The organism is Streptomyces sp. NPDC050121 (assembly GCF_044460385.1).
Classification (GTDB): Bacteria; Actinomycetota; Actinomycetes; order Streptomycetales; family Streptomycetaceae; genus Streptomyces; species Streptomyces soliscabiei.
In genome coordinates this window covers 21,980-36,995 of the sequence record NZ_JBITJV010000034.1, presented here as the reverse complement: position 1 = coordinate 36,995, position 15,016 = coordinate 21,980, and the positions used below count along the sequence as shown (strand labels likewise).

At 68.8% G+C, this 15,016-nt stretch carries 16 protein-coding genes; 15 read left to right on the top strand and 1 reads right to left on the bottom strand.

Annotation, left to right across the window (positions count from 1 at the left end; all coding sequences use genetic code 11):
• Positions 1-45: 45 nt before the first annotated feature.
• From ACIBTS_RS36955 to ACIBTS_RS36925, 7 genes are all read left to right on the top strand, one after another.
• Positions 46-321, top strand: coding sequence for a hypothetical protein (locus ACIBTS_RS36955; RefSeq protein ID WP_399325066.1), 276 nt, complete (start codon positions 46-48; stop codon positions 319-321).
• Positions 318-1,565, top strand: a complete 1,248-nt coding sequence (locus ACIBTS_RS36950; protein ID WP_399325065.1) for a hypothetical protein — start codon at positions 318-320, stop codon at positions 1,563-1,565. The genes ACIBTS_RS36955 and ACIBTS_RS36950 overlap by 4 nt, the downstream gene beginning before the upstream one ends.
• Before the next feature lie 115 nt (positions 1,566-1,680).
• Positions 1,681-2,145 carry an IPT/TIG domain-containing protein gene (locus ACIBTS_RS36945; RefSeq protein ID WP_399325064.1) on the top strand — a complete coding sequence of 155 codons (465 nt, stop codon included), beginning with the start codon at positions 1,681-1,683 and terminating at the stop codon, positions 2,143-2,145.
• A gap of 155 nt (positions 2,146-2,300) precedes the next feature.
• The gene (locus tag ACIBTS_RS36940; protein WP_399325063.1) at positions 2,301-2,837 is read left to right on the top strand and encodes a hypothetical protein; all 537 of its coding nucleotides are present in this window, start codon (positions 2,301-2,303) and stop codon (positions 2,835-2,837) included.
• A gap of 11 nt (positions 2,838-2,848) precedes the next feature.
• Complete coding sequence (locus ACIBTS_RS36935; RefSeq protein ID WP_399325062.1) at positions 2,849-3,712, top strand: hypothetical protein; 864 nt, start codon at positions 2,849-2,851, stop codon at positions 3,710-3,712.
• A gap of 16 nt (positions 3,713-3,728) precedes the next feature.
• Complete coding sequence (locus tag ACIBTS_RS36930) at positions 3,729-4,061, top strand: hypothetical protein (RefSeq protein ID WP_399325061.1); 333 nt, start codon at positions 3,729-3,731, stop codon at positions 4,059-4,061.
• Positions 4,061-4,591, top strand: a complete 531-nt coding sequence (locus ACIBTS_RS36925; RefSeq protein ID WP_399325060.1) for a hypothetical protein — start codon at positions 4,061-4,063, stop codon at positions 4,589-4,591. The genes ACIBTS_RS36930 and ACIBTS_RS36925 overlap by 1 nt, the downstream gene beginning before the upstream one ends.
• On the opposite strand, the gene ACIBTS_RS36920 is transcribed toward ACIBTS_RS36925, so the two are convergent.
• A complete protein-coding gene (locus tag ACIBTS_RS36920; protein WP_399325059.1) occupies positions 4,588-5,406 on the bottom strand; it encodes a hypothetical protein in 819 nt (272 codons plus the stop codon). The genes ACIBTS_RS36925 and ACIBTS_RS36920 overlap by 4 nt on opposite strands.
• A 63-nt stretch (positions 5,407-5,469) precedes the next feature.
• On the opposite strand from ACIBTS_RS36920, the gene ACIBTS_RS36915 reads away from it, so the two are divergent.
• The 8 genes from ACIBTS_RS36915 to ACIBTS_RS36880 all read left to right on the top strand — a co-directional run bounded on the left by ACIBTS_RS36915 (position 5,470) and on the right by ACIBTS_RS36880 (position 15,007).
• A complete protein-coding gene (locus ACIBTS_RS36915; RefSeq protein WP_399325058.1) occupies positions 5,470-5,742 on the top strand; it encodes a hypothetical protein in 273 nt (90 codons plus the stop codon).
• Positions 5,742-6,167: a hypothetical protein gene (locus ACIBTS_RS36910; RefSeq protein WP_399325057.1), complete on the top strand. Its 426-nt coding sequence runs from the start codon at positions 5,742-5,744 to the stop codon at positions 6,165-6,167. The genes ACIBTS_RS36915 and ACIBTS_RS36910 overlap by 1 nt, the downstream gene beginning before the upstream one ends.
• 73 nt (positions 6,168-6,240) lie before the next feature.
• Entirely contained in the window at positions 6,241-6,828 is a 588-nt protein-coding gene (locus ACIBTS_RS36905; protein WP_200698108.1) for a hypothetical protein, read from the top strand.
• Between the two features lie 101 nt (positions 6,829-6,929).
• Positions 6,930-7,454 carry a hypothetical protein gene (locus tag ACIBTS_RS36900; RefSeq protein WP_399325056.1) on the top strand — a complete coding sequence of 175 codons (525 nt, stop codon included), beginning with the start codon at positions 6,930-6,932 and terminating at the stop codon, positions 7,452-7,454.
• A gap of 297 nt (positions 7,455-7,751) precedes the next feature.
• Positions 7,752-11,801 carry a hypothetical protein gene (locus ACIBTS_RS36895; protein WP_399325055.1) on the top strand — a complete coding sequence of 1,350 codons (4,050 nt, stop codon included), beginning with the start codon at positions 7,752-7,754 and terminating at the stop codon, positions 11,799-11,801.
• A complete protein-coding gene (locus ACIBTS_RS36890) occupies positions 11,788-12,726 on the top strand; it encodes a hypothetical protein (protein ID WP_399325054.1) in 939 nt (312 codons plus the stop codon). Before ACIBTS_RS36895 ends, ACIBTS_RS36890 begins: the two co-directional genes overlap by 14 nt.
• A gap of 79 nt (positions 12,727-12,805) precedes the next feature.
• Entirely contained in the window at positions 12,806-13,780 is a 975-nt protein-coding gene (locus ACIBTS_RS36885; protein ID WP_399325053.1) for a hypothetical protein, read from the top strand.
• Between the two features lie 3 nt (positions 13,781-13,783).
• Positions 13,784-15,007 carry a hypothetical protein gene (locus tag ACIBTS_RS36880; RefSeq protein ID WP_399325051.1) on the top strand — a complete coding sequence of 408 codons (1,224 nt, stop codon included), beginning with the start codon at positions 13,784-13,786 and terminating at the stop codon, positions 15,005-15,007.
• Positions 15,008-15,016: the final 9 nt, after the last annotated feature.

Here is a 15,016-nt window from a genome sequence, read left to right as displayed (position 1 = left end):
GCGCGCCCCCTCCACGTACCACCACCACGACCACGGAGGACGCCGGTGATCGAGATACAACCCCTTGGCCTCGCGGCAGAGTTGGACGCGCTTGCCAACGCCCCCGCCACCCACCGGGGCCCTCAGTGCAGCATCGGGGCGTTCCTGGCCGCCGCAGATGAGAAGGCAACGGCATCCCTGCGCGCGGCCCTGGACTCTGACCGTGTCACGGCGAAGTCCATCGCCGACACCCTCAGCCGGTACGGCGACGCGGTCACCGCGTACACCGTCGCCCGGCACCGGCGCCGCGGGCAGTCCAACGGATGCCGGTGCGAGCGATGAGCCTGGACAGCGACCTGCAGGCGCTCCTCGAACCGGCCTCCCCCGAGCAGAGCCACCCCGCGCAGGCACAGCGCACGCTGCCGGCCGCCCCCCGCGGCTGGGAGGCAGGAGTCCGGTTCGAGCCCGGCGGCACGATGGTCGTCACGGCCCCGCCCACTGAGGCGAAGCCCGGCGGCGAAGCTGACTGGCGCGAGCGCGTCGAGGAGATGGGACTTGCCGTCCCCGACGGGTTCCGCGTCCGCCTCGTGGAGGCCAAGCACGACCCAGCCGCCTGGCACCGCGACAACCAGGGCGACGACGCCGTCACCCGGGCCGTGTGGCGCTGCCGGTACGTCATCGAACCGGCCGCTCTCGCCTGGCAGTCCACCGGTGACGTCGACGCCCTCGTGCGCGATGCGATGCGCCGCCGCCGCAAGGCCCGACCAACGGTCGACACCGCGGAGCGCGCCCTGGTCGTGGTCTACGCCGACGCCCAGGCCGGAAAGGTCGGGAGGGACGGCGGAACCCCCGAGTTGATCGCGCGCGTCGCCGACCGCTTCGACAAGCTCGACGACCACGTACGCGACCTCAAGGCCATTGGTCGCGGCCCCACCGCGGCGTACTGGATGGACGCCGGAGACTGCGTCGAGAACTACGAGAACACCGCCCAGCAGGCGTACACCAACGACCTGACCATGACGGAGATGATCCGCGTCCACCGTCGGATCACCTTCGAGGGCCTGGACCGCCTAGCCGGACGCTTCGGCCGCGTCGTCGCCGCGACGTGCGGCTCGAATCACGGCCGAGTGCGACGCGGCCGTGAGGCTGTCGGACCGCCCAGCGACGATTGGGGCCTTGAAGTCCTGTCGCAGATCGCCGACGCGTACGCCCGCAACCAGGACGCCTACGGGCACGTCAGCTTCGTCATGCCGGAACGGTGGCGGGAGTCGGTGTCGCTGGACGTTGCCGGCACCATCGTGGGCCTGTCGCACGGGCACCAATACCCGCGGCCGGATAAGGCCGTGGACTGGTGGCGCGGACAGACCTTCGGGCGGCAGCCGATCGCCGACGCGGACGTGTTGATCACCGGCCACTTCCACCACTTCCGCGCCCAGCAGGTCGGCAACGGCCGACTGTGGATTCAAGCCCCCACCCTCGACAACGGGTCCGATTGGTACACCGCGCGCAGTGGAGAGGTGTCCGCGTCCGGCCTCCTCGTGTTCAGCATCGGTCCCGACGGCTGGGACGACCTTCGGCTCCTGTGAGGGGCACCAAGATCGTTCTTGCGTAATTGTGCAAGCCCACCCAGGGCGCGACCGTAGCTTTCTCTGTCCCCCATCCTTCCGCGGCCACCACACCGGAAGCAGCGGAAGGAAACCCATGGGGCTCTACCGAGAGAACGGGCAGCGGATCACGAAGGCGGCGTTCCCGGCCGCCGCGCTCACCGACCCGCCCAAGCGCATCACCGAGAACGTCTACCAGACCGAGCCGTACGGCCGCGGCGACGGCCGCCCCGAAGGCTCCCGCCGTCACCTGCTCTACGAGGCCGGGGACATCGTCCCTCAGTCGGTGATCGACCGGCTGTTCACCACGGCGACGATCGACACCGTCACGCCGGCCACCGGCCCGGCCGCGGGCGGCACCACCGTCACCATTACCGGCAGCGCCCTCGACGGCGTCTCCGCGGTGAACTTCGGCGCGACCGCCGGGACCGAACTCAAGGTCGTCTCCGCGACCGAGCTGCGCGTCAAGACGCCCGCAGGCGCGTCCGGGGCGGCGAACGTCGTCCTCGTCGACGACGCCGGCAACGTCACCAAGACCAACGGCTTCACCTACACCGCCTGATCCCGGGCGCCGGGCGTCCCCTGTGCCCTGTCTGTGGGGACGCCCGGTACCGCTGTGCGTCCGCGCTGCCCACCGCAGCGACAGGGCGCGACACAAGCGCCGCCCGGTGTGCAGGGTGCGCGCCGACCGGACCACCACCCGAGAGGGAGCCACCCATGGCAGGCAACACCACCCGCACCCGTAAGACCACCGCGGCGAAGCCCACGGAGGCCGGCGACACCCCCGTCGCCGAGACCGAGCAGACCACCGCCGATCCCTCGGGCGATCTGGCCACCGAGGAATCCAACTCCTCGGCGGGCGCCGAGGAGTCCCCCGCGGCCGAGACCAGCCCGAAGGCGCCCGACGTGGCCCCGCTGGAGCCTCCGGCCGTTCACGAGGCCCCCGAGCCCCCGGCGGAGCCCGGCTACGTCTCCCCGACCGAGGTCATCCCCGACGACATCGCCGAGGTCATCCTCGACGACGCCACCAAGGAACCCCCGGCCGACATCGACGCCGTGTTCCAGCCCGTCACCCCGTACGGCTCCACCCTCCGCTGCACCGTCCGACTGGTCGAGCGGACCTACGTGGGCCCGCACCGCAACCCGATCGAGCGGCTGCTGCAGCCCAAGGGCGCCCACGTCTCCGAGAGCATCGCCGCCCGCATCCGCGAGCGCCTGGTCGCGCAGGCCGACGCCACCAGCACCGAGAAGTAGGGGAGGCCGGGGTGTCGGTCATCGACTACGAACCCATGTACGGCGGGGCGCACTACGACCCCGAACCGGCCGGAGGGCAGGTCACGAGCCTCGTCCTCTACGACGGCCCGGAACGCACCACCGAAGTTGCCGCGGCAGGGCCGGGCACTCGACTGCGTCCCGGGACGTACCGGTTCGCGCTGCCCGACGTGCTACCCGGCCGGTACTGGGCGACCGTCACTTTCACCCCGAGCAACGGCGCCCAGCCCGTCAAGGACCAGTCCGTACGGCTGGACCTCCCCCTCGGGCTGGGGCTCGCCACCTCCCCGGAAGCCGTCGCCGACGACCTCGGCGTTCCGCTCCCGCTCACCCCCTCCCAGCGCGACTCCCTCACGACCGCGATCCGCCGGGCGCAAGCCGACGTCGAGGGCTACCTCGGCCGCTCCCTCATTCCGCGCGTCGTCACCCGCACCGCGGTCACGCCCTACTGGCGCCCCGGTGAGGACCTGACCGACCCCGAGGCGTGGCCGTTCGACATCGACGACGACTGGCAGGTGTCCGCCTACCGCGACCGCGGGGACGGCGCGTACGACGTCGACCTCCTCGTGGGCCTGGACGGCGCCGCCGAAGACCCGGTCGTCCGCTACGTCACCGCCCACGCCGCGGAGTCCGAACGCAACCGGCCCGGCGGCGTCGGCGCCCAGGGCCGCCGCGTCTCCTCCGTGAGTGCTGAAGGACAGTCGATCTCGTACGACTCAGCGCCCACGACCGGTCAGGCCGGCGCCCTGCCGACCATCGACACCCTGTCCCGGTTGAAGCGCCGCCTGTGGCAGTCGCTCGCCACCCCGCCGCGCCCGCCGTGGCCGTACTCCTCCACCCGCTACCGCCGCCGCTGAACAGGAGCTGCCCCGCATGGCCGTCGTGCTGCCGAATGCCACGCTGACGGTGCGCGCGCTCGCCCACCCCTGGGAGCGCGACGCCAACGGCGTGCCCGTACCGCCGAACCCAAATCAGAAGCCGGCCCCGCGCGGCACCTGGCCCGGGTCGGTCCTCGAGCAGACCGACGGCTCATGGTCGGTACGCCTCGACCCGCAGGCATGGCCGGTCAAGGAGGGCGACACCATCGAGGACGAGACCGGCAGGTCCTGGACCCTGACCAGCGCCCGCAACCACACCGTGCCCAGATACTCCGACGCCGACTATGTCCAGGCAACTGCCACCCTCAACCCGCCGGAGATCCCCTGATGGCGAAGTTCACGGCCGCCCCCGGGCTCGAGGAGGCGCTCGCCCGGATGGTGGCGCCCCACGTCCAACGGATCGCTCAGCAGGTGGAGATCGAGGCCAAGCGGCTCGCCCCGCCGGTCAAGCGCTGGATCACCGTCGGCGACGACAAGGTGCGCCCGACCCACGTCGCCGCCCAGGGCCAAGAGGTCCCGGGCAACCTGCGATTCGCCATCAACTCCATGGACTGGGACCGCCGGCACCGCGGCCTCGGCGACAAGACGTACATGCGAGAGCCCAAGGACCAGTCCTCCCGCGCCGTCGCCAACATCAAGAACTGCCGGTGCACAACCCACAGCGACCCGGACGGCATCGCAAGGAACATCAACACCGGCCCGCCCGTCGTCTCCGGGAAGAAGGTCACCGTGACCGTCACCGCCCGCGGCCACCTGGTCGTCGAGGCCGAAGTCGGCACGGTCTACCCCGGCAACCTCGTCGCCGACGGCGCGCACTTCATGTCCCGTGGCGCTGCCATCGTCGCCAGCCGCCGCTAGGCTCCGATGTCCTCCAGCTCAACGGTCACCCGGCTCACGGTCACAAGGGCGCGAAGTACTTCCCGCGCGGAATTGATGCCGCTGTCGAGGAGACGCAATGATGCGGGGTTTCCGTCTCTTCGGTTACGCAACTCCTGAACGTGATGCTCCACCATGCTGATGGAAGGAGTCTTTTCGAGGACCTGTACCGCCTTCCGCATATCCGAATACCGGGGATTAGGCAGCCACCGCAAGTCCAGCTCTTCGAGACGAGGTCGAACATCTTCGTCGAGAGACCGCCAGCTCAAGATGATCTCGTTGAACCACTCCGAGTCACGGTAGGAAGGATTGGCGGGGAAGAGTGCAGTCAGGGCGTTGTCTCGCGCAGCTGCAGTCTCGCGTAGAACCTCGTATCTTTCGCTGTCCGATCTCTGACGGTAGCGCTGTAGAGCCATCCTGGCCTGGTCGTTCGCATCGGATGCTCTCTCAAAAGCTGAGGGAAGGTTCGCCCGTACGTCTTCTGCGACGCGCAGGTTCAAGGCGTCACGCACGCGTGCAGCGCCCTTCTTGGCCCGTCGCCTGATCGACAGCCGCGCTTGGGTCTCGGCCTGATGAGTGTTCAGCCATCCCAACACGACAAGAGCTGTCGGGATTCCGAAGAGCACACTCGTCATGCTTGACAGCAAGTTAGTCAGGAAGCCGAAGTTGTCCCACCAGCCGACAGTGTCGCCGTAAACCCCAAAAGCTGTCATCGTGACGCCCAGCGGTAGACAAATATAGGTCGCCCACTTTGCCGATGGCGCAGTCTCAGACCAGAAACCGGTCACGCGATTCATGTGTTCCCTCCCCTTAGGTCTAGGAGGCGACGCTAGCGGGCCGTTGCCTCCACAGTGCGCGCTATGGCTACGAACACCACCACCAAGCGGACCGCCGCCGAGACCGAAGAATCCGTCGCGGCCACCACCGAAAGCACTGGGGCCCGCCCCGAGCACACTGCAAGCCGCGCCCCGGTCGTCGGCCCGCCCCTCGGCGAGGGCCAGGAGCCGGTGACCGTCACCCTGTCGCATCACCTGCGCATCGACGGCACCGACTACACGCCCGGCGCCGAGATCATCGTCTCCCCGGACTACGCCCGCCGTCTCCGCGGTCAGGGCTTCACCGCTCGCACCTGATGACCGAGCTGACCCTCGCGGACGCCGACCCGGTATCCGCTCTCCTGGCCTGGCTCCAGCAGAGCGCCGAGGCCGCCGATGCCCTCGGCGGCCCCGGACGAGTATCCGGCATCGCCGAAGCGCCGTGGCCGCACCTGGTCATCGGCCACGGCCCCGGCGGCGACCTCCGCGACTTCCGATGGGCCACCGCTCCGGAGGTGACTCTCGAGGTCCACGGAGACCCGGGCGGCTGGCCGGGCAAGGCCGAACTCCGGCGCATCCTCGTCGGCTGCGCGCAGGCCGCCCAGAGCATCGTCGAGGCCCCACACACGCCCGGCCAGCCGGTCATCAACGGCGTGAAACCCTCCGGCCTCCTCCTCTGGTCACCACTCGTCGACGGCCAACCCCGATGGCTGCTGAACCTCTCCGTGACCCTCCACCCCTGACGACGCGACGCTAACCACCTCGGCTCTCCAAGGTGGCCCGGCCTTACCACCGGACCCCCTTGGAGAGCACGTCATGGCAGGCGAAGCCAACAGCAACCAGATCGTCATCCCCGCAGTCACTCGGATCTACCTGGGACCTGTCGGGTCCACGGCGCCGGCCGACGCCACGTCGGCGATGCCCGAAGCCCTCCGAAATTGCGGCCTTTCCACCGAGGACAGCCTGAAGTTCAACACCGAGCCCAACTTCGAGCAAGTCAGAAGTGCCCAGTCCTCCTACCCGACCCGGACCTTCCAGACCACGGACGCGGCGACGATCGAAATCGACCTGCAGCAGTGGTCCGGCGAGAACTTCAAGGCCGTGTACGGCGGCGGCGAGATCAGCGAGATCACCGTGGCCGGCCAGACCAGTGTCAAGCACTACAAGTTCTCCCCGCCGAAGATCGGCGGCCGTACCGAGGTGATGGCCGTCGTCGAGGTCATCGACGGCGGCAAGCACTACCGGTTCGTCTTTCCGCGCTGCATGCAGATGGAAGGCGTCTCCGGCGACCTCGCCAAGACCAAGGAAGCCGTCCTTCCTCTGCGCCTCGCCGTCCAGGGCGGCGACGACCTCGACGCCTGGTATGTCATCACCGACGACCCGGCGTTCGACCTGACGGCGTGACCTCTCTCGGCAGCGCGCGACACAAGCCCTGACGGCTTGCCACTGTCCGCGCGCTGCCGCACCCCCGCGACTCAGCTACGCAGACACGAGAGGTCACGCACATGTCGTACGTCATCGACCTGGACGCGGAACGCCGTGAGGTCCAGTACCCCGACGGCATCCCGGTCAAGTTCGGCGGAGAGCAGTTCATCTTCCCCGCGGAACTGCCGGCCGAAGCCCTCGACCCGATCCTCTCGGACGAGTTGGACCTGGTCGGGCTCCTCGGCGACGTCATCGACTCCGCCGAAGGTGACGCGGGAATCACCGAGGTCGTCACCGCCCTGTTCCGCCGCCCGTCCCTGCCGCGGAAGTTCCTCGCCGCGATCCGGGAGACGTACGCCGTCCTCCTCCGCGACCAGCATGAGGACTTCCTCAAGCAGCGCCCGTACATCGGCGACTACGTCCGTCTGACGACCGCTCTGACCCGCGTCTACGGGGTGGAGCTGGGGAAACTCTTTCGGTCGGCCGACTCCTCCGCGAACGATTCGCAGACGTCGAAGCCGACCTCTCCCGATACCACCGGATCGACGCCCGACGCGTCTGGCTCCGACCAGGACAGCCCGGATTCCTCGGAGTCCGACGGCTGATCTCCCTCGTCGACGGACTGCCAGACGACTCCCAGGTCCGCTCCGCCCCTGCTGGGGGCTGGACCAAGGTCCTGGAACTCCTGGCCCTGATCGTCGACGAAGTCGGGCTCCTGGCCGCAGACAAGCGGCGTGAGGAGCCGACCCACGTCATCCGCCCGCCCCGCTCCAGCAGCGCAGGGCGCCAGCGCGGCGGTTCCGCACCGCCGCCAGCGCAGCCCCCACCGGAGCAGCAGGCGCCCCGCATGACCGGCCACCGGCAAATGCTCATGGCCGCCATGCAGAGAGGAATGATCCGCAGTGGCTGAGGGCCTGCAGGCCGGTCGCCTCGACGTGCCGGTCGTCGCCGACCTTGCAGGCTTCGCAGCGAAGCTCCGCACCGAGGTCGAATCGGCCGCCGAGGGGCTGGCCGCCAAGATCAAGGTGGAGGTCGACGCCAAGGGGCTGCGACGCCGCCTCAAGGACGTCGTCAAGGAGGCGTCCAAGGGCGTCACCGCCACCGTCAAGGTCAGGGTCGACGAGGAGCGGTTCCGCGCCGAGATCGACGGAATCCGCCGCCGTCTCGACGACGCCGACCTCAACCTCCCCGTGCGCCCCAACGGCGACGGGGACGGGGAGCGTAGAGGCGGACTGCTCAGCGGTCTGCGGAACCTGATCACCGGCGCCCAGGGCGAGGCCGACCGGAACCCGGTCAACGTGCCAGTGCAGATGCGCATGCCCGGCCGCGGCCGCGGTTCACTGCGGATGCTCGGCATCGGCGCGATCGTCTCCCTGCTCGAGCCCGCGGTCGCCCTCATCGGCCAGTACGGCGCCGGCCTCACCGCGCTCGTCTCAGCGGCCGCGCCCGCGGTCGGTGTCCTCGGCGCGATACCCGGGCTGATCGCCGCGGCAGGCTCCGCGGCGATCGGGACGAAGATCGCGTTCAGTGGGTTCGGCGAAGCGCTCAAGCAGTCGGCGGCCGCGCAGCAGATGCTCGCGCGGGACGGCAAGGTCACCGAGGCGCAGCAGAAGAAGCTGCAGGAGGCGCTGGACAAGCTCTCTCCGTCAGCCCGCGACGCCGTCAAGGCCGTCTCCTCGCTGCAAGGGGCGTGGAGCAAGGTCCGCATGTCGGTCAGCGACCGGTTCTTCTCCAAGGTCGCCGACGACATCAAGCCCCTGGCGAAGTCAGTCTTTCCGCTCCTGGAAGACGCCCTCGGCGACTCCGCCGCCCAGATGGGCAGCCTCGCGGAACGTGGCGCCGAGGCCATGCAGACGGGTCCGTTCCGCAAGGACTTCAAGACCATCGCGTCGACGAACTCGCGGGTCCTCGGGCACCTGACAGACAGTCTCGCCAACGTGGGGTCCGCTACCAAGGACTTCCTGGTGGCGAGCGGGCCGTTCGTCGAGCGCGTCGCCCGCGGCGGCGAGCGGATGACCCAGTGGTTCCGCGCCTCCGTGAAGGCAGGCCGGGAGACCGGCAGCCTCGCCAAATTCCTCGATCACGCCGGAGACAAGGCCGCTCAACTCGGCCGCACGACCGGCAGCCTGATCGCGGGTTTCGGTGGCGTCGGCCGGGCCGCAATGGACACCGGCAATGCGCTGCTCAACGGCCTCGAAGGCAGCATGCTGCGGTTCGAGCGCTGGGCCAACTCGGGCGCAGGCCAGAAGGCCATGCAGCAGTTCTTCTCCGACGCTGCGCCGGTCATCCACGAGGTCAACGCCCTGTTCGGCGACCTCATGCGCGGGATGGGCCGGTCCATGAAGGACGGCGGAATCCTCGACCTGGTCCGCCAGATCCGCACCGAGCTGATGCCGGCCTTGGGCACCTTCTTCAGCGCCCTCGGACAGACCGTCGGTCCGGCAGTCATCTCCGTCATCTCGAACGTCGCCACGGCGATCGGCAACCTCTCGGCGGCCGGCTCCGGGCTTGGGGTCCTGCTCGTGGCGTTCAGTGGACTGCTGAACGTCTTCAACACGTTGATGAGCGTCATTCCCGGCGCGAACACCGTGTTGGCGACCTTCCTCGGCACGATGCTCGCCCTCAAGGTGGTCACGGCCGTCGGGAACATGGTCCGCTCTTTCGGTACCTCCGTCACGGCCGCGGGCACCTCCGTGCGTGGACTCGGAACGACGATGCGCGGCAGCCTAGGCCCCGGCGTCCTTGGCCCGCAGATCACCATGTGGCAGCGGATGGGCCTCGCCTACTCGGGGGCCGCAGCGCAGGGGAACCGCTTCACCGGAGCCATGCGCGGGATCGGCGCGGCCAACCGCGTCGCCTCCCGGGCCATCGGTGGTATCACCTCGGCCCTAGGCGGCCCGCTCGGTATCGCGCTCGCCGGCGTCACTATCGGTCTCGGTCTCCTCGCCTCACGGCAGGAAGAGGCGGCCCGCGCCACTCAGGCCCACAAGGAGCGCGTGCAGTCCCTCACGGACGCCTTGGTCGCCTCCGGTGGCGCGATCGACGCCAACGTGAGGGCCCAGGCCGCTCAGCTCCTACAGGACACGGAACTGGCCGACGGCAAGGGCAAGTTGGTCGACATGATGTCCAAGGCGGGCGTCAGCCTCGGTGAGCTGACGAACGCCTATCTCGGCCAGGGCACGACCCTCGACGCCCTGCAGAAGGACCTTCAGTCGACGGCCGACGCGCACAAGGTATGGGTGACCACCGCGTCCGGTGCCGCGCAGGCATGGGACGACGAGGGCCTCGCAGCGATCCGCGCGAGGGATGCTCTCGGCACTGTGAAGGGCGAGCTCGGGGACGCCGCGAAGAAGCACAAGGAACTCGCCGACGCCATCAACAACTCCGGCACCACCGGCAACTCCGCTTACGACCGTCTCGGTGCGGCCGTGCAGACGTTCGGCGACAAGACGAAGTCGGCGGACGAGCGGGTCAACGCCCTCAAGCGGGCACTGGACGCGCTCAACGGCAACACGCAGAGCTTCCACGACGCCGAGGCCCAGCTCAACGCCGTGATGCTCCAGATCGACGACACGATGAAGTCGAACATCGAGAACGCGGACGGCTGGGGCAAGGCACTCGTCGGCAACGACAACCTGGTCGACACCTCGACGAAGAACGGCCAGACCCTCAACAGCCAGCTCACGGAACTGCGCGACAACATGCTGGCCGTGGCGACCCGGGCGAAGGAAGCCGGGGAACAGGGCCTGATGCCCATGTCCGAAGCGATGGACAAGAGCCAGACCGCCATGGAGCAGTCCCGCGCAAAGGCCATCGCTCTCGCCAGGGACCTCGGCATCCCGAAGGAGCAGGCCAAGGCGCTCGCCGACCAGATGGGGTTCGTCCCGGACACCATCACCACCCTGGTCACCGCCCAGGGAATCCCGCAGGCGACGGCCGAAATCCTCAGCCTGCGCAGCAAGCTCGAGGGCATCAAGCCGGGCAAGTCGATCAAGATTGATGCGCCCACCGCCGCGGCCCGGCAGCAGCTCGAGGCCCTCGGCTTCACCGTGACGAAGGTTCCGGGGTCCAAGAAGGTCAGCGTCACCGCCCCCACCGGCGGCGCGCGCGTGAACATCGCAGCCCTGGCCGCGGACATCGCCAACGCCCCGGACAAGAAGAAGGTGACCGTCCAGGCCATCATCCAGAAGGCCGCGGGCGACCTCAAAAGTGTCCAGGAGAAGGTCGCGGGCCTGCCCAAGGGCAAGAGCATCGACGTCAAGGCACCGACGAAGACCGCACAGCAGGCGCTGAAAGACCTTGGATACAAGATCAAGACCGTCGACGGCTCGAATGGCAAGACGGTGAGGATCACCGCCCCGACTGCGTCGCCGCTGGCCAATGTGCAGCGCATCCAGGGAGCGATCAACGGCCTCACCGGCAAGACCGTCAACGTCACGGTGCAGTACACCGAGTCAGGGAAGCCGGCCGTCGTACGGACGCACGCGGACGGCGGCATCGTGCACTACGCCAACGGCGGCATCCGCGCGGCGACCAACCGCATCAAGGCGTTCGCGGCCGGGGCTGAGCGGCACATTGCGCAGATCGGGCGGCCGGGCGAAATGCGCATATGGAATGAGCCGGAGACTCAGGGGGAGGCCTACATCCCTCTGGCCCCCGGCAAGCGCAAGCGCAGCGAGGCCATCCTCCAGCGCGTTGCGCAGATGTTCGGCGGACAGGTCGTGTACTTCGCTCAGGGCGCCCTCCGCCAGTACGCGGCCGGCGGCGTGCGCAGCTCCAGCCTGACCACGACCAGGCCCCGCGCGAGCACCGCCCCGGCGTCCACTCCGCTCGTCGGCGGTGACCTGAACCTGAACATGACCAGCGCCCCCACAAGCCCGAGCCAGGCATTGGGCGACGCGATGTTCGAACTGCGCCGCATCAAACTGGGAGGTGCGTATGCCTCTGGCTGAGGGCGAATTCAAGCTGACGTACAGCGCGAACGGTGTTCACCCGGGCGCCGCCTTCACCTTCGGGACCGAGCGGACGGGGTACTACCTGCTCGACGACTTCGAGGTGAAGGACACCGACATCACGGCCGGCGACACCCCGCTCCCGCGGGAGGACGGTATCCGGCACGGCCAGGACTACACCACGGGCGCCATCATCACGTTCGAGGTCGGAGTCGACACCGTCGACGCCGGAAGCACCCTGCTTGACCGGCATGGGGCGAACTTGGACGCGGTATCGGTCATGAAGCAGGCGTGGGACGCGAAGGCGGTGCGCGACCGCATGGCCACGCCCGCAGTGCTGTCGACGACGCAGGGCGGCCGGGCACGGCGCTGGTACGGGCGGCCGCGCCAGCTTGCGAAGGCAGCGTCGAAGCTGACGCGCCAGGGGTACACGCCCGTCGTCGCCACGTTCGCCACGGCGCACACGGGCAGCTTCGACGACGTCGAGCAGAGCGTGCGCGTCGATATGGCCCCGCCCCCGCACCGCGGCATCGTGGGCCCGCTCAAGGACCCGTTGACGATGATCGGCGAGGGAAGCGTGCGCGTCCCCGGCGAGATCGTCGTGCGCGGCAACCGCCCGGCCTGGCCGGTCATCACCATCACCGGACCGATCTCCCAACCGGTGTGCGAGTTGGTCGGCAGGTGGAAGCTGGGCCTGAACCTGACGCTCAAGGCGGGCGAGAAGGTCACCGTCGACCCGCGGCCGTGGGTCCGCACGGTCCTGCGCGGCAGCGGAAGCGTTGCGGGCCTCCTCACCAGGGGCTCACCGCTGCTCGAGGACCTGCTCATCCCGCCCGGCCGGCAGGACTTCGTACTGCGCGGCACCGACGCAACCGCCACGGCGTTCATGACGGTGGCCTGGCGCGACGCCTACGCCTACCTGTAGGCCACCAGGACGCGACATAAGCGCGACAGGCCCGTGATCCTCCGCTGTCCACCAGGACCAGCAGCGAGGAGAAGCAGAGATGGCGTGGGACAGCGTGCCGTGGTTCACCGAGGGCGGCGCCGAGCACAGCAGTGAGGTGGCGCGGCTTCTGGCGTACGCAGCGTTCGGCGGTGCGCAGGGGGTGGTCGGCTCCGGGGACCTGGCCGTGAAGGCGCTGTCGTCGCCGGCGGCCCAGATCCAGGTACGCCCCGGAGCATGCGCGATCATCAACCGGGCCACCGGGTCGACGTACCAGGCGTACGCGGGCCGACTGCCGACGTCGGACACGGTCAACGTCGCCGGGACCGGCACGTCTGCCCGCTCGGACCTGGTCGTGGCCCGGGTCGAAAACCCGTACTCCTACGGAGAGACCTGGCCGAACCCCTCGGACCCCGTGGTCGGGCCGTACATCTTCACGCGGATCATCTCCGGAGTGGCCAAGACGGTTACCGACGTCAGACAGGTCCGTCCCAACGACTCGGCGATCACCCTGGCCCGCATCGACATCCCCGCGAACACCTCGGCCATCACCCAAGCGATGATCAAGGACCTGCGGGACATGGTCAGCCCTCGCCGGGACCGACGTCTCTACACCGCGTTCCCCGACAGCCTGTCAACGCTGGCCTACTCCGACAACAAGTGGCACAACTGGCCCGGCGTGGCGTCCTGGGACATCGACGTGCCGTCGTGGGCAACCCGGGCCAAGATCGTGATGACGTTCGCGGGCTTCCGCATGACGAAGGCCGACGTGTTCGCGCGGATGCAGACCAAGTTCGGCTCCCTTCTCGGGCAGGACACCGGCATCGACGACGACCAGGGCAACAACACCCGGCGTTCCACGATCGTCCTCGCGGACAACTACGCCATCACCAGCGCGCTGCGCGGCACCACGCAGACCCTGTCCGTGCAGACGTACATGTACAAGAGCCCGACGGGCGACGTGTCCGTCGACGCCAACACCTCGATCATCGCCGATGTCGAGTTCGTCGAGAGCCCGGACGACGAGGAGGTGTGAGGCGTGGCGACCGGGTGGCGCTTCATCGCGCAGGACGCGCTCACCGAGGAGGTGCTGGACTGGCAGGTGCCGTTCACTCTGTCCTCAAATCCGAAGCGGGATCTCTCAGGGCCGGGCGCCATGGCCGGGACCATTGATCCGGAGTACGCGCGGATGCTCGGCCCGAGCGGGGACCCGATCCTGCAGGAGTGGAGCACGAAGCTGTACCTCGAGGTAGACGGCGCGATCCGGTGGGGCGGCGTCGTCACCAAGACCGCGTACGACGGGGCGCAGGCGACGGTCAACTGTGAGGGGTTCTCGACGTATCCGCACGGCATCCCGTTCGAGGGCTACATCATCTCCGGCAAGAAGATCACGCCAAAAGACCCATACGCGGGCAAAGATAAGAATCACGACGGATACATTGACGGATCGAACCCCAAGCGGAAGGTGCCCAAGCCCCCCAAGTCGTACGGCGGCCCCCGCATCGACGTGTATGACGCCTTCCGCAAAATCTGGTCGCACGTCCAGTCGAAGCCCAACGGGGATATTGGCCTGGTCATCGACTCCCACGACAAGGGGGAGCTGCTGGGGACCGCCGACGGCGAGGACCCGTGGGAACTCGCCTGGTGGGACGCACCCGACTGTGGCCAGACCCTCGACACCATGGTCAATCAGTTCATGTTCGACTGGATCGAGACGCACGCCTGGAAGGACTCGACCAGCAACACCATTACCCACCGGCTGAGGCTGGGCACGCCCCGACTCGGCCGCAAGCGCACCGACCTCCGGTTCGCGCAGGGCGAGAACATCGCCGCCATCGCCAAACCCGAGGGCATGGGTGAGGACTACGCCAACGAGGTCATCGTCCTGGGGCGCGGCGAAGGCCAGAAGATGAAGCGCATCCAAGTGGCAGACCTCTCTTCCCACGGCTGGTCACAGGGGCGGCGACTGCGCCGGGTGGCGACCGTCACCGACAAGACGCTGTCCTCGGCCGACGCGCTGCGCAAGAGGGCATCGAAGGAACTCGCCGGCCGCACGGCCGCCCTCCAGATCCCCGCCATCCAGATCATCGACCACCCCAACGCCCGGTTCGGGTCCTGGTCCCTCGGCGATGACATCCGCGTCCAGGTGCACGTCCCGTGGGTCGGGGACATCGACGTATGGCACCGCATCATCTCCGACGAGATCAGCGCGGACGGGTTCATCACCCTCACCCTGAAAAGGTCCGACAGCTTCCACTACTAGCCAGGACGC